Here is a 14,722-nt window from a genome sequence, read left to right as displayed (position 1 = left end):
ATGGATAAATTCAGTCATTTTTTTATCGACCGGCCGATTTTCGCGGCGGTGTTGTCGATTGTCATCCTGTTGGTCGGCGGTTTGGCGCTGATCGGCCTGCCGATTGCCCAATACCCGGAAATCGCTCCGCCCACGGTCGTGGTTAGCACCAACTATCCCGGCGCCAATGCCAAAGTCGTCGCGGAAACGGTGGCCACACCAATCGAGCAGGAAGTGAACGGCGTGGAAGACATGTTGTATATGTCGTCGCAGTCCACCAATAGCGGCGCGATGTCTTTGACCGTCACCTTCAAACCCGGCGCCAATCTGGATAAAGCCCAGGTGTTGGTGCAAAACCGGGTGGCGCTGGCCGAACCTAAGTTGCCGGAAGAAGTGCGCCGCCAAGGTTTGAGCGTGAAAAAGCGCAGCCCGGATTTAAGCCTAGTGGTTAATCTGGTATCCCCGGATAAACGCTACGACAGCGTTTATATGAGTAACTACGCGCTGCTGCAAATCCGCGACACCTTGGCGCGTTTGCCCGGCGTGGGCGATATTCTGCTATTCGGCGCCCGCGACTACAGCATGCGCCTGTGGCTGAATCCGCAAACCATCGCCGCCCGCAACCTGACCGCCGCCGAGGTAGTGAATGCGGTGCGCGAACAAAACGTGCAAGTGGCGGCCGGGGTGGTGGGTCAACAACCCTCACCGAACAGCGCGGAATACCAATACACCGTCAGCACCCTGGGCCGCCTCAGCACCCCCGAGCAATTCGGCGAGATCGTCATCAAACAAGGCGAAAACGGCCAAGTGACGCGCCTCAAAGACGTGGCGCGCATCGAACTGGGCGCCAAGGATTACAATTCCGGCTTGTATCTGGACGGCGACGAGACGGTCGGTCTGGCGATTTTCCAACTGCCCGGCTCTAACTCCATCGACACCAAAAACGCGGTAATGGCGGCGATGGAAAAGCTGAAGACCCGTTTCCCGGAAGGCTTGGATTACAAATTGGTGTACGACACCGTGGTCTTCGTCGAGCAATCGATAGACGCGGTGGTCGAGACCCTGTTCGAAGCCTTGCTGTTGGTGGTCTTGGTGGTGATCGTGTTCCTGCAAAACTGGCGGGCGGCGGTGATTCCGTTGCTGGCGGTGCCAGTGTCGTTGATCGGCACCTTTGCGGTGATGTCGGCTTTGGGGATTTCCTTAAACACCTTGTCGCTATTCGGCTTGGTGCTGGCTATCGGCATTGTGGTGGACGACGCCATCGTTGTGGTGGAAAACGTCGAACGGCATATCGCCGAAGGCCTGCATGCTCGCGACGCCACGCGCCTGGCGATGTCCGAAGTAGTAGGCCCGGTGGTTGCCACGGCATTGGTATTGGTGGCGGTATTCGTGCCCACTGCTTTTATCACCGGCGTATCGGGCGCGTTTTACAAGCAGTTTGCCTTGACCATTGCGGTGTCCACCGTGATTTCGGCGTTTAACTCGTTGACACTGAGCCCGGCCTTGTGCGCGCTGCTGCTGGATCGCGCTCATGACAATAAAGACACTTTCACCAAAGTATTCGACAAGTTGTTCGGTTGGTTTTTCGGCGCGTTTAACCGGTTTTTCGAGCGTTTCAGCCTGGGCTATTCGCGCTTGGTTAGCCGGTTAATCCGCGTGACCGCCTTGGTGCTTGCATTGTATGTCGGCCTGAACGGCTTGAATTTCCTGGCATTTGAGAAAGTACCGACCGGTTTTATTCCGCAGCAAGACCAAGGCTACCTGGTGTTGTACGCGCAATTGCCCGACGCCGCTTCGCTCGCTCGTACCCAGGACGTGGTACAACAAGCCAGCAAGATCATTCTGGATACGCAAGGCGTACAACACGTCAACGCCTACGCCGGTTGGTCGGTGCTAAGCGGGGCTAACCAGTCCAATGTGGCCACCATGTTCGCCCGCTTAGGCGAATTTACCGACCGGGCCGGTCACCCCGAATTGCATGCCGACGAGATCGTCAAAAGCCTTACACAGCGCCTGAGCGTGATTCCCAACGCCCGCATCGCCGTGTTCGCGCCGCCGCCGATTCGCGGCATGAGTTCGGTCGGCGGTTTTAAGCTGCAAATTGAGGACAGAAACAACGCCGGCGTGGACGAATTGCAGCGCGTCACCAATGAAATGTTGGGCAAGGGTAATCAACAGCCTGGTTTGGTAGGTTTGTTCAGCACATTTAGGTCCGGCGTGCCGCAATTGTTTGTGGACGTGGATAGAACTCGGGTGAAGGCGATGGACGTACCGTTGAAAGACGTGTTCGACACCTTGCAAATTTATCTGGGCTCCTTGTACGTCAACGACTTCAACGCCTTTGGCCGCACCTATCAAGTCACCGCCCAATCCGATGCCCCATTCAGGATGTTGCCGGGCGATATTGACCAATTAAAGACCAAAAACCGCCAAGGCGGCATGGTGCCTTTGGGTGCGGTCAGCGAGGTGAAAGAAATCGCCGGCCCGGACAAAATCACCCGCTACAACATGTATCCGGCCGCGGAAATTAACGGCGGCACCCTACCCGGCATCAGTTCCGGCCAAGCCATCGACACCATGAGTAAATTGCTGTCCGCCGAGTTGCCGCCGGGCTTTGATTTCGAATGGACCGAACTGAGCTTGCAGCAGGTCTTGGCCGGCAATGTGGCGATGCTGGTGTTTCCGCTCAGCGTGATCTTCGTCTTCCTGGCCTTGGCCGCGCAATACGAAAGCTGGTCGCTGCCGTTTGCGGTGATTTTGATTGTACCCATGTGTATTTTGTCGTCGATGACCGGGGTTTGGTTGAGCCATATGGACAACAATATCTTCACGCAAATCGGCTTCATCGTCCTGGTGGGGCTGGCGAGTAAGAACGCCATTTTGATCGTCGAATTTGCCAAGCAGCGCCAGGAAAGCGGCCTTAACCGCTTCGAAGCTGCCGTGGAAGCCTCTCGCATCCGCTTACGCCCCATTCTGATGACCTCGTTTGCCTTCATCATGGGCGTGTTTCCTTTGGTGATTGCCCAAGGTGCCGGTGCCGAATCCCGGCGTCTGCTGGGTACGGCGGTGTTCAGCGGCATGATCGGCGTGACGGTGTTCGGCTTGTTATTAACGCCGGTGTTTTATGTGGTGGTACAAGCCATCGCCCAACGCCTGCGCCCCACAGCCACCGACTTAACCACTCATCAACCTGCAATCGAGGCCCACAAATGAGTCTGCGCCCCTCCAAACGCCGGCATCACGCCCTGAGTGCTGCCGGCCTGCTCGGCGTGCTGCTCGGCGGCTGCGCGGTTGGCCCGGATTATGAATTGCCGGCCACTGCGGATTTACCCGCCAGTTTTGCCAACGCCCAAGAATTTTCTGATCGCGGCATCGAAGAGCAGTGGTGGCAGCTGTTCAACGATCCGCAATTGAGCGCCTTGATCGATAACACCATCAGCCATAACTACGAGCTAAAAGTCGCCCGCGCCAATCTGGCGGAAGCGCGCGCTTTGTATCTGGAAACCGGCCTGAACCTGTTACCGACCGTCACTTCGCACGCCAATTACACCGAGCAAAAACGCAGTACCGGCTCATTCAATAATCGCACCGGGGTTTTTCCACGCGAATTGAAGCTGTACAACACCGGTTTCGATGCTTCCTGGGAAATCGATTTCTTCGGCCGGGTGCGGCGCAATGTCGAGGCCAGCAACGACGAAGTCGAAGCCCAAGAAGCTAGCCTGCGCGACATCGGCGTCAGTCTGATTGCCGAAGCGGCCCGAAATTATTTTGAATTGCGCGGCTTGCAAAACCAGTTGGCGGTCGCCCGCAAAAATGCCGACAACCAGGCCCAAACCCTGGCACTGACCCAAGTCAAACTGGAAAACGGCCGTGGCACCGAGCTGGACACGTCCAGAGCGCTGGCGCAATTGGAAAGCACCAAAGCCACCATTCCGCGCCTGGAAAGCGCAATAGCGCAAGCCATCCATAGACTCAGCGTTTTGACTGGGCAAATGCCGGACGCCTTGACCAAAACCTTGGTGCAGTCAGCACCCTTACCGAAAGCCCCAGATGCCATCCAGATCGGCAACCCGGAACAATTGTTGCGTCGCCGGCCGGATATTCGTATCGCCGAACGCAGCTTGGCCGCTGCCACCGCCCGCATCGGCGTAGCCACGGCCGACCTGTTCCCGCGCGTGACGTTCGTCGGCAGCCTGTCGCTGGAAGCCAGCACGCTGTCCGGCTTGGTCGCTCCGGGCTCGGAAACCTATTCAGTTGGCCCGAAAATCAGCTGGGCAGCATTTGATTTAGGCCGGGTCTACGCCCGCATCAAAGCCGCCGACGCCCGTGCCGAAGCGAGTCTGGCTCAGTATGAACAAACCGTACTAAATGCCTTGGAAGAAACCGAAAACGCCCTGGTCAGCTACAGGCAAGAACGCGCCCGCCGCGGCTCGTTACTGGCTGCGGCGCAGGCCAGCGAAAAAGCCGCGGCACTGGCGCATCTGCGCTATCAGGAAGGTATAGCGGATTTTCTGACCGTGTTGGATAGCGAACTTCGCTTGTTGCAAGATCAAAGCCAGCTGGCGCAAAGCGAAACCGCCACCGCCACCGCCTTGACTGCGGTTTACAAGGCTTTGGGCGGCGGTTGGGCGGAGTCGTCCGCCCCAGCGGGTAAGCTGGAGACTAGCCTTATCCAATAGGTTTCTAAGATTACAATAGCTAACCCTCTAGCGATTGTCGCGCCGCCTCTACCAAGTTTGTTGGCAGGGGCGTTTTTTTATCCCGCCCCCACCCGCCGAGCCAATCCAAATACGAGAGACTAAGCAATTAGCCGGCTACTTTGTGTAACGCTGTCCAAACCTACGCATGCCAATTAGCGCTGATCCGTATCAAAAACCGTTCGCCCTGAGTTTATCGTTGGGGTGAGGCACCAACCGCAACACGACAACCATAAAACCACCCGCAAACCATCAGCAACCCAACAATAAAGTGATTGATCACTTTTAGACCATCAATATTGGGATAGGCCATCATGTTGGGGTTCTTGCCTCACCCCTACGGCCCTGCGACAAGTTTAGTTAGGCTTTCGAATACGCACTTGTTTTGCAGCCCTTCGCTTTTGTAGCCAGCGAATCAAACCGGTGACGAACAGCGCCGCGCAAACCAGCCCGCTGGCCAATACCAGCACACGGCCCGGTAGGCGCAGAAACTGGCCGGAATGCAACGGCCACTGCCACTGTAAAAACACGTTGCCGGCCCCGCCGGACAAGGGCGTGGCAACATGCAGAATTTTCCCGTCGGATTGGTCTAAGACTATTTGCCAACGGCCGCGAAACACACCGCCGAAATCAACGTGTTTGGTAAAAATGAACGTCCCATCGGCAGCATCGGGCAGTTTCAGCCAATACCACTGGCCGGCCGGCGTGGCTTGGTCGGCCAGAGTCAAGGCTTGTTCTGCCGAGAGGGGCTTAGGGCCAGGGCGAGCGACGGAATGAAACTGTTCCAGCGGCTTGGTTGACGAGAAGCAATCGACCAGCCCGCGAAATGGCTCGCCGAAATTGAAATACACCCCGGACAGCATCACCCCGAACAGAATCAAGCCGCTGTAAAAACCCAGGGTTTTGTGCAGATCGTGGTTGAAGCGCTCGACACTGGCCCGCGGTTTGATTGTCCACGCGCTGCGCCAGCGTCCGGTCAGCGGCCACCACAAAATCAAACCGGTCAGTACTGAAATGGCACTCAAAATGGCGACGGTACCGACGATCCAGCTGCCGTCGTCCCAATCCAGCAGTAAGGCATAATGCAGCTTGAATACAAAACCGATCAGGCTGCCGGCTAATAAATCGTCCGCATGCTCCCACAAGCGGATGCCCGTGACTCGGGCCGTGTAAGGGTCGACGAAGGCGTTCCAGGTATGCTGACGTGCCTCGCCGCCGGCCGGCTGCTCGTAAAACAGCCAGAAGGCTTGTTCGGCGTGGCGCGGGTAATAAATGTAGCCGCGTTTGGCGTCGGCCGGCATCGCCGCATCGGCGGCCGCGACAATCTCGTCCAGCGGCCGGTAAGCCGCTGCGCCCTCTGCCGCCGCCGAAACCTGGTGCATGGTCGGGTTCAACACCGCATCCAGCTCCTGCCAGAAGGTAATGATGCTACCAGTCAGGCCGGCAATCAATAAAACCGAACCGGCCAGCAAGCCCAGCCACAAGTGAATTTGCAGCCAGAACTTGCGGCGGCGTTTTAGCTTAGTTAAGCGCCGGGCGGAGTGGGAAAGTACCGGTTCAGCGTTGCCCATCCCCTGCCCCGTCTCAATATTCCAGACGAATCGAACCAAAAGCCATCAACGGTTCCGCCGGGTTATTCGACCAAGTTGCGCGTTGGATGTAATACTGGGTCGAAGACACGTTGTTGATGTTAACCTGGGCAGTCAGGCGGGTCTTGCCGATATTCATACGATAAGCCGCCATTAAGTCCAGGCGGGCATATGCGTCGTCATAAAAGCTGTTGTCCCGGTCGCCATAGCGCAAACCGGCGGCATAAATGCCGGCGCCGACGCTGAAGCCCTTTAGGAAGTCCTGTTGAAAATCGTACTTCATCCACAAACTGCCGGAATGCAATGGCGCGTAGGGTAAACGGTTGCCTTGGACGCCGGAGTTGTCCTTGGTTATTTCGGTATCGGTATAGGCATAGGTACCGATCATGCTCAGTGCATTGGTCAACTGGCCGCTGACATCCCATTCCAAGCCCTGGCTGCGCGCTTCGCCGATGGCAACGCTGAGGTTTGGCGTCACCGGGTCGGGCGTCAGCACGTTTTGCTTGGTCAAATGGTAGTAAGCCAGAGTGCTGGTTAACTTGCCGTCGAAGAACGAGGTCTTGATACCGCCCTCGAATTCCTCGGAAGTCTGCGGCGCAAACGGCTTGCCGGACGCCTGCCGGCCGTTGTTAGCACCGAAGGACTCGACATAATGGCCGTACAACGACAACCAGTCGCTCGCCTCGTAGAGAATGCCGACGCGCGGGCTTAAATTGTTTTCCTCAATATCGTCGTAAGCGGCACCGGCCAGCGCCAAATTCTGATCGGAATAGCCGTAGCCATAAGTTGAAATGTCGTAACGCAAACCGCCCATGACATGGAGTTTATCCCACAACGTGATCTCGTCCTGACCATAAACCCCAAACCACTCATTGTCTTCGATAGCGCTATAACCAAATGGTGGCTGCATGGCGGCTTGTACATCAAACAAGGGCATGCTCTGGAAAATGTTGACCGTATCCAGAGCACGCGCCGTCGCTTGGTCGCGCGTGCGCTGATGGTAATAATCGCCACCGATCAGCATGTTGTGGTCTATGCCAAAGGTATTGAATTTGCCGGTCAAATCCAGATACACGGTTTGAGTATCGTACCCCAAACCGCCAAACCAGGCGCCGCGCGGCGTATCGCCGTTTACCGCCGCCTTACCGTCGGCATAGGTTTCTTGCAAATTGGCGTCACCTTCGACAATGACCATACCGTTTCTGATCTTCCAGTTATCGTTGAAGCTGTGCGACCAATTGAAATCGACCAACCAGTAGGAGTCCTTGTCCGCCAGCCCTTGCTGGGCGAAGGTTCGAGAAATCGGCGCCGGCGCGACCCGGTTGCCGGTCACCGGCAGTCCCGAGTCGTACGTTTTTTCGTCGTCCAGGTATTCCACCGAAAGATTCAGCTCGGTGCGATCCGTAGGCTTCCAGCTCAGACTGGGGGCGAAAAATATCCGGTCATTAAAGACGTTGTCCCGAAACGAATTGCTATCGAGATACGACATGTCCAAGCGGTAGGCCAGCGATTTGTCGTCAGTGACCGGGCCGGTCGCGGTAGCTTCGGTGCGGTAATAATCGTAGAAACCAAAGCGTTGTTCGATCGAATAGTAAGGGTCGGCCAAGGGCTTTTTGGTCACCACGTTGATCAAACCGCCGGCTTCGATACGGCCGTACAAGCCGGAAGCCGGACCTTTGACGACTTCAACCCGGTCAAGGTTGGCAAAGTCGGCGCTGCTTTTTTGCATGCGGATGCCGTTGCGATAGTAGTTGCTTCTAAAGCCCAATTCAAAGCCGCGCACCACGTACGCATCGGCACCACCGGTGGTGCCGCCATTCGAAGACTTTTGCTGCACGCCGCTAACGTTTTTCAAGGCATCCTGCAAACGAAAGGCTTGTTGATCGCGAATAACTGCTTGCGGAATCACCTGTACGGACATCGGAGTTTCCATCAGTGCCGTGTCGATTTTAGTTGCAGTTGAAGCGTTTCTCCGATTGTAATCCGGGTTATAAGGATCAGCCGAATCATAAACCGCCTTTCCCTCCACCCTCACCGCCGGCAACGTCGATACGTCAGCAGGCGCTTCCTCCACTTTAATCGCCACCGCATCACCCGCCGTAAACGTGTAGGTCAAGCCAGTTCCCACCAACAACTTCTGTAAACCTCGCTCTACGGTAAATTCGCCCTCCAGCCCCTGGCTGGTTTTGCCATCGGTTAAACGGGCATCTGCCGAAAGCATAATCCCGGCGTTGCCGGCGAACTGGCTTAGCGCATGGCTCAAGGTGCCACTGCTGATGTGATAGCTGCGCTCGACACCGGCTGTTTCTGCGGCAAGCGCGGGCATGGCCGCCAGCGAGGTTGCCAGCACCAAACCGGTCATGGCCTGTTGCACGCTGTTGCTGGTTTTGTCGATGGGGTGCTTGGGTTTTCGCTTGGACATGGGGTCACTCCCTTGGTTTGTTTAGGTTTCAATTCACTTGCCAATCGAAACGCGAAAAAGGGAACCGCAAAGGTGAATTTTTTTCGATTATTTGCAATTATTTTTTTATGTTGTTAATAATCAAATAGTTACTAACCTATGCTTTTTATAGGCTTCTCCGTGCATCATTGTGCATATGCGCGGTTTGCCTGGTAAATAGTATGGGCGGAGACAAATCGCTAGTTGTGATGTATGATTTTCAAAAATCATACACACGGAGATTCCGATGCGGACCAATATCATGATTGATGAAGCACTAATGGCCGATGTTTTAAGCGTGACAGGCATTAAAACCAAGCGCGAAGCGGTCGAACAGGGCTTAAAAACTTTATTGATGCTAAAGCAGCAGGAAGCCATCAAAAAAATGAAAGGTCAATTAAAGTGGGAAGGCGATTTAGACCAAATGCGGGCTGAGCGGTGATTTTGGTCGATTCCAGTGTTTGGATCGATTATTTCAACGGCACGGAAACCATCGCTACCCAAAAACTGGACGGTTTGCTAGGTGTAAAGCCTGTGTGCACGGGTGATTTGATTTTGATGGAAGTGTTGCAGGGTTTTCGCAACGATCAGGATTACCAAACCGCAAAAGCGATATTATGTGCTTTGCCCATGCACACCATGCTTGGTAGGGAGATTAGTTTAAAGAGTGCGGAAAACTTTAGAAGTCTACGCAGGCAAGGTATCACCATTCGCAAAACCATCGACACCCTGATTGCTACTTTCTGTATTGAAAAGCAGATGCCATTGTTGCATTCGGATAAGGATTTTCTGCCATTCCAACAGCTTTTGGGCTTGCAGGTTATCTGAGCCTGCCATGGGCCGCCAGCGCAAAACTCAACGCAGCTCAATCCTCACCCACAACGGCGACACTTGCGATACTTTAACCGGCAAGGTTTTTTCCAGCTCGGCCAAAATCCGATCGGTGTCATGAATGGGGTAGGCACCGACGATGCGCAGTTCGGCAATCTCCGGCGCACAGGTGATATAGCCATGGTGATAGCGATTGAGTTGCACCACAAATTCGCTCAGCGGCTGGTTGTCCGCCAACAAAAAGCCTTGGGTCCAGGCCGGTTGATTGAGTTCGGTGGCTTGAATGGGGGCGATGGCTTGGGCGTTAAACTGGGCTTGCTGTCCGGCGCTTAAGGTCTGGCGACTGGCACCGGGGCCGCTTGGGGTGATCTCCACGGCACCGGCGTAGACACTGGTTTGGCTTTCTTCATGTTGTTGGTGAACGCTGAAGCGGGTACCAATTGCCCTAACCCGACCTTCCGCACTATCTACGATGAACGGGCGATGCTGGCCGTTGCTGTCCGGTGCGGTTTCAATATAAATTTCGCCACTTAGTAGGCGGATTCTGCGCAAGTCAGTTGAAAAGTCTACGTCGATAGCGCTAGCCGCATCCATCTCGATGCGGCTGCCATCCGCCAAGCTAAGGCTGCGCGTGGCGCCTATGCCGGTTCGGTAATCAGCTCGCCACCCGCTCAGATAATCGGACCGCCACAACTCAAAGCCGGACAAGCCTACCGCAGCCAAAATCGCCAAGTTTTTAAGAGCCTGACGGCGCTGCATATCCGGCGAGCCTAAGGCCGCCGCTGCGGTTTGCGTGGGCAGACCATCGAATTTATGGGTAAAAAATTCCACCCGAGACCAAGCCGCCCGATGCGCGGGATGCGACGCCAGCCAGGCCTGCCATTGTTGCTGTTCAGTTTGACTGGTAGCGCCTGATCCCAATACCGCAAACCATTCCGCTGCCTCTGCCAGGATGCGGGGGTGAATGTCCGGATGATGTCGTTTAGCCATGATTGTTTATAGTGTGGCGGTGAGGCAATGCAACATCGCTCGGGCCATGTATTTTTTCACCATCCTATCGGAAACCCCCAAGCGTTGCCCTATCTGTACATAAGTTAAGCCATCCAGTTGCGACAGCAAGAATGCGGCACGGACTTTGGCGGGTAGTTCGTCCAGCAAGGCATCGATTTCCTGTAGGGTGGCGAGGATGATGGCATGCTCTTCGGGCGATGGCGCCAATGGCTCCGGATACGCCGCCACGGAATCCCAGTAGGCTTGTTCGATAGCAGAGCGGCGCCAATCATTGATCAACAAGCCTTTGGCAATGGTTGTCAGATAGGCGCGCGGCTCGCGAATGGCTTGCATATCCTGTGCGGTAAGGACGCGCATGAAGGTATCGTGCGCGTGGTCTTCGGCCTGCAAGCGGCATTGAACGCGGCGGTTTAGCCAACCGAGCAGCCAGGAATGATGCTCTTGGTAGAACTCAGCCAACCCTTTGTCGGGCATTATTGTGGCTGTCATGATTTATGTCCTTCAGCGTGCAAAATGAGTGTGAATCCAATCAAGAATAAACAGGGGCGGACAGTGTGTTGTGTGCTCATGGAGGTTGCCACAATCAGGGTAAGGGCCAATTCAGACGCGCGATTTCTTATAAAAACCTATAAACAAAGCAAATTTAGGGCCGAATATAGGGCTTTGACTGCGCCTGTGCGTCGCTTGCCAGCTTATTATTTTATTTCAACGGCTTACAGGGGGACTTTCCGCGGTGTTAACTGGGGACTAACTGTAGCTCAGCGACTTGCATGGATAAATGAGCGCAGAAAAGACCGCTTAGGCGGGGATTTAACCGAATTGGTTTGTGGCATATGACGCAGTTTAATTTTTTAAGCGCTCTGCCGGTTGTTAAACCATGCAGTCTGCACACATCAGCCTTCTTTTTTAAAGCGAACTGTCGCGGCGTAGGAACCATGCTGGCACTTAGCAAAACGCTTGCTAGAGTTGTAGTACTTTCAATCCCGAAAACAACGGTATCCCCATGAATCAGCCCCGCTATTTCTTCGCCGGTGACCAATGCTTTGTCATCGAACAGTATAACGACTGTGCCCCCTTCGCCAGCTTTCTGCCGGGGATTGCCGGCATGCATGGACGTCCGGCCTGGGCGTTTTATGTGAATCGCGGCCAGGCGATTGCCAGTTTTGGGGTGCGGAATAAGGACGGGGCATTTTTAGAGTTTTTCCCGGCGGACAAGGCCTACCAACTGACGCCGTCGCGCGGGTTTCGCACGTTTTTGAAAATTGACGACGGCCAGCATACTCGCCCATACGAGCCGTTTCAACGTGGTGCTGGGCTGGAGGTGAAGCAACGTCTTTACGTGACTCCGCATGAAGTAGGCGTGGAGGAAGTCAATCCCCCACTGGGTTTACGCTTGCGCGCCGACGTGTTCACGCTAGCCGAAGCGCCGGTTGCCGGGTTGCTGCGGCGGGTAGAGATTGCCAACACCATGGATAAAGCCCTACACCTCGAGATCGTCGATGGCTTGCCGCAAGTGCTGCCTTATGCGATGAATCAATGGATCCTCAAATTCATGAGCCGCACGTCCGAGGCCTTTATGCGGGTGGAGGGCGCGGCGGAAAATCGGCCGTTTTATCGCTTGAAAGTCTGGCCCACCGACAGCCCGCAGGTGGAGCCGGTGATTGCCGGCAATTTCTTCGTCGGCTTTTTGGATGGTCAGCACAATCAAGCTATTGTCGATCCGGAGCGGATTTTTGGTTTGGCCGGCGATTTTTCGCAAGCGGAGCGATTTTTTTCAGACCAGCCCTTGGACTTTGCCGAGCAAGTCTGCGGCAATCAAACGCCGGCGGCGTTTCAACATCTTAAGCTGTCTTTGCAGCCCGGTGAAAGCCGGGTGTTTTACGGCGTGTACGGTCACGCCGGCTCCCGTGGAATTTTCGATCAATTTCTGCTTGAAGCTCTGCAACCAGGCTATTTCGAGGCAAAGCGCGAGATCAATCGTAGCTTGGTTAATAACATCAGGCAACGCGCGTTCACCGCCACCGCCCAGCCGCTATTCGATGCTCACGCCCGCCAATGTTATCTGGACAACGGTTTGCGCGGCGGCTTTTCCATGCCGGTGCCGGGCGGCGCGCATTTGTATTTGTTTGGTCGCAAGCACGGCGATCTGGAACGCGATTACAACGATTTTTTATTGCAGGACACGCCCTATTCCGAAGGTAACGGCGATTTTCGCGATGTGTTGCAAAATCGGCGCATGGATTTGTTCTTCGACCCGGCCTTGGATGCCAAGAACATTCGCTATTTTTTCAATCTGATTCAGCCGGATGGCTATAACCCTTGTGCTTTGCGCAACTCGCGGTTTGTCGTGGATGCACCGGCAAATTTTGCGCACTTCTACGGGCGTTTTCCAGAACTGGAGCCCTTGCTACACAAAGAATTTAAGTATGCGGAACTGGTGGAAATCGTGGGAGCCGCGGACGATGCGGAAAACATCCTGACTACTGTTTTGTCCCACGCCCAAGAATTGGAAGATGCTGAATTCGACCGCGGTTATTGGTCGGATCACTGGACCTATCTGGTGGACTTATTGCTTAGTTACGCGACGATTTTTCCGGATCGTTTGGCCGGTTTATTTCAGGACAAAACCTACAGCTTTTTTGACCCTACCCATAGGGTGGCGCCGCGCGCGCAAAAGTATGTGGTCACCGCAAACGGCGTGCGCCAATACAATGCCGTGCGCTATTGCCCGGAGAAAAAGGCATTGATCGATGCGCGACAGCAGCGCCGTTATCAAGTACGTTCGCAAGCCGGTCACGGCGAGATTGTCTACACCAGTTTATTGGGGAAGATTCTGACCCTGGCCGCCAACAAGCTGGCGACGCTCGATCCCGCCGGCGTAGGTATCGAGATGGAAGCCGATAGGCCCGGCTGGTGCGATGCGCTAAACGGCTTACCCGGCATTTTAGGTTCGTCGGTCAACGAAACCATCGAGCTGAAGCGCCTGGTGGATTTTACCCTTAGCACGCTGAACCAATTGGATGGCGCGTGCGCCGTACCCGTTGAATTGGCCGACTTTGTGTCGGCGTTGCATAAGTTGTTAACTCGCGATGATTTGACGCCGGAACTGTTATGGCAGGAATGCGGCATCCTAAAAGAAACGTATCGGCAGCAGGTATTCATGGGTTTTGCCGGTGCCGAACGCTCACTGGCGCTGAGCGACATCCAAGCCTTCCTGCGCTTGGTAACCCATTATCTGGACGCCGCCATCGACAAAGCCCGCACGCCCCATGGCATCGTCACCTATTTTGCGTACGAGGCAGAGCAATATCATGAGTTGGAAACCGGGGGCATTGCCGTCACGCGCTTTCAGCAAAAGCCGCTGCCTTTATTCCTGGAAGGATTTGTGCATGCCTTGCGTATCGCCGATCCGACACAAGCGCAATCACTCTATCAAGCCGTGCAAAACTCCGAGTTGTTTGATCGCGAACTGGGCATGTATCGGGTCAACGAACCCTTGGGTGACAAAGCACTGGACTTTGGGCGCATCGGGGTTTTTAACTACGGTTGGCTGGAGAATGGCTCGATCTTTTTACACATGCATTACAAGTTTGTGTTGGAAATGGTGCGTGCCGGCTTGATCGAAGAGTTTTACGCCCACATCGAAACGCTCTTGCTACCGTTTCACGATCCGGGCGCGTACAAACGCAATCCCATCGAAGCCTCCAGTTTTCTGGTCAGCAGCGGTTTTACGGTGGATGCCCGGCAGCACGGACGCGGCTGCGTGGCCCGTTTATCCGGCGCCACTGTGGAGTTCTTGCACTTGTGGACACATCTGTTCCTGGGGCCGGCGCCGTTTGTGTATGCGGATGGCGTGTTGGCGTTTAAACCGACACCGCTGTTGGCTGCCGCGTTTTTTACCGCTGAAGCACAAATTGCCACGCCGTTTGTCGAGCCTGAAACCTTGCCGGCCGCTAGTGCGACCTGCACGCTCTTCGGTTCGACGCTACTGGTTTACCGCAATCCGCAGCGCCTGAATACTTTTGGTCAGGAGGCGGTTAAACCGATTGAGTACCGGCTGTATGGTCGAGACGGCACGACACAGACCCTAACCGCAGCCAGTGTCTCAGGCCCGGTAGCAGAAGCGTTACGTTTAGGGCAATTTCGCCGGGTCGATGTACTACTGGGCTAAATGC

9 protein-coding genes are annotated in these 14,722 nt (G+C 55.1%); 5 read left to right on the top strand and 4 right to left on the bottom strand.

Annotated elements, in window-relative coordinates:
- Both DDY07_RS07045 and DDY07_RS07040 read left to right on the top strand, forming a co-directional pair.
- Positions 1–3,192: an efflux RND transporter permease subunit gene (locus DDY07_RS07045; protein WP_171695344.1), complete on the top strand. Its 3,192-nt coding sequence runs from the start codon at positions 1–3 to the stop codon at positions 3,190–3,192.
- Complete coding sequence (locus tag DDY07_RS07040) at positions 3,189–4,658, top strand: efflux transporter outer membrane subunit (RefSeq protein WP_171695343.1); 1,470 nt, start codon at positions 3,189–3,191, stop codon at positions 4,656–4,658. Before DDY07_RS07045 ends, DDY07_RS07040 begins: the two co-directional genes overlap by 4 nt.
- Positions 4,659–5,032: 374 nt before the next feature.
- Here DDY07_RS07040 and DDY07_RS07035 read toward each other — a convergent pair whose 3' ends face one another.
- Both DDY07_RS07035 and DDY07_RS07030 read right to left on the bottom strand, forming a co-directional pair.
- Positions 5,033–6,247: a PepSY domain-containing protein gene (locus tag DDY07_RS07035; RefSeq protein WP_171695342.1), complete on the bottom strand. Its 1,215-nt coding sequence runs from the start codon at positions 6,245–6,247 to the stop codon at positions 5,033–5,035.
- Between the two features lie 13 nt (positions 6,248–6,260).
- Entirely contained in the window at positions 6,261–8,687 is a 2,427-nt protein-coding gene (locus DDY07_RS07030; protein ID WP_171695341.1) for a TonB-dependent receptor, read from the bottom strand.
- A gap of 265 nt (positions 8,688–8,952) precedes the next feature.
- On the opposite strand from DDY07_RS07030, the gene DDY07_RS07025 reads away from it, so the two are divergent.
- Together DDY07_RS07025 and DDY07_RS07020 are read left to right on the top strand one after the other, a co-directional pair.
- Positions 8,953–9,147 carry a type II toxin-antitoxin system VapB family antitoxin gene (locus tag DDY07_RS07025; protein WP_033156185.1) on the top strand — a complete coding sequence of 65 codons (195 nt, stop codon included), beginning with the start codon at positions 8,953–8,955 and terminating at the stop codon, positions 9,145–9,147.
- Complete coding sequence (locus DDY07_RS07020) at positions 9,144–9,533, top strand: PIN domain-containing protein (RefSeq protein WP_171695340.1); 390 nt, start codon at positions 9,144–9,146, stop codon at positions 9,531–9,533. The genes DDY07_RS07025 and DDY07_RS07020 overlap by 4 nt, the downstream gene beginning before the upstream one ends.
- Positions 9,534–9,560: 27 nt before the next feature.
- On the opposite strand, the gene DDY07_RS07015 is transcribed toward DDY07_RS07020, so the two are convergent.
- Entirely contained in the window at positions 9,561–10,526 is a 966-nt protein-coding gene (locus tag DDY07_RS07015) for a FecR domain-containing protein (protein ID WP_171695339.1), read from the bottom strand.
- 6 nt (positions 10,527–10,532) lie between these two features.
- Positions 10,533–11,036, bottom strand: coding sequence for a sigma-70 family RNA polymerase sigma factor (locus tag DDY07_RS07010; protein WP_171695338.1), 504 nt, complete (start codon positions 11,034–11,036; stop codon positions 10,533–10,535).
- Positions 11,037–11,550: 514 nt separating this feature from the next.
- Here DDY07_RS07010 and DDY07_RS07005 point away from each other — a divergent pair.
- Positions 11,551–14,718, top strand: a complete 3,168-nt coding sequence (locus DDY07_RS07005) for a hypothetical protein (protein WP_171695337.1) — start codon at positions 11,551–11,553, stop codon at positions 14,716–14,718.
- Positions 14,719–14,722: the final 4 nt, after the last annotated feature.

The organism is Methylomonas sp. ZR1 (genome assembly GCF_013141865.1).
GTDB lineage: Bacteria > Pseudomonadota > Gammaproteobacteria > Methylococcales > Methylomonadaceae > Methylomonas.
The sequence above is the reverse complement of the archived record's forward strand: the minus strand, read 5'-3'. Positions and strand labels throughout refer to the sequence as shown.

Bases quoted from the DNA above. Each gene is read 5' to 3' on its own strand.
- DDY07_RS07035 (WP_171695342.1), bottom strand. From the start codon at position 6,247: ATGGGCAACGCTGAACCGGTACTTTCCCACTCCGCCCGGCGCTTAACT.
- DDY07_RS07005 (WP_171695337.1), top strand. From the start codon at position 11,551: ATGAATCAGCCCCGCTATTTCTTCGCCGGTGACCAATGCTTTGTCATC.
- DDY07_RS07045 (WP_171695344.1), top strand. From the start codon at position 1: ATGGATAAATTCAGTCATTTTTTTATCGACCGGCCGATTTTCGCGGCG.
- DDY07_RS07040 (WP_171695343.1), top strand. From the start codon at position 3,189: ATGAGTCTGCGCCCCTCCAAACGCCGGCATCACGCCCTGAGTGCTGCC.
- DDY07_RS07030 (WP_171695341.1), bottom strand. From the start codon at position 8,687: ATGTCCAAGCGAAAACCCAAGCACCCCATCGACAAAACCAGCAACAGC.
- DDY07_RS07015 (WP_171695339.1), bottom strand. From the start codon at position 10,526: ATGGCTAAACGACATCATCCGGACATTCACCCCCGCATCCTGGCAGAG.
- DDY07_RS07025 (WP_033156185.1), top strand. From the start codon at position 8,953: ATGCGGACCAATATCATGATTGATGAAGCACTAATGGCCGATGTTTTA.
- DDY07_RS07010 (WP_171695338.1), bottom strand. From the start codon at position 11,036: ATGACAGCCACAATAATGCCCGACAAAGGGTTGGCTGAGTTCTACCAA.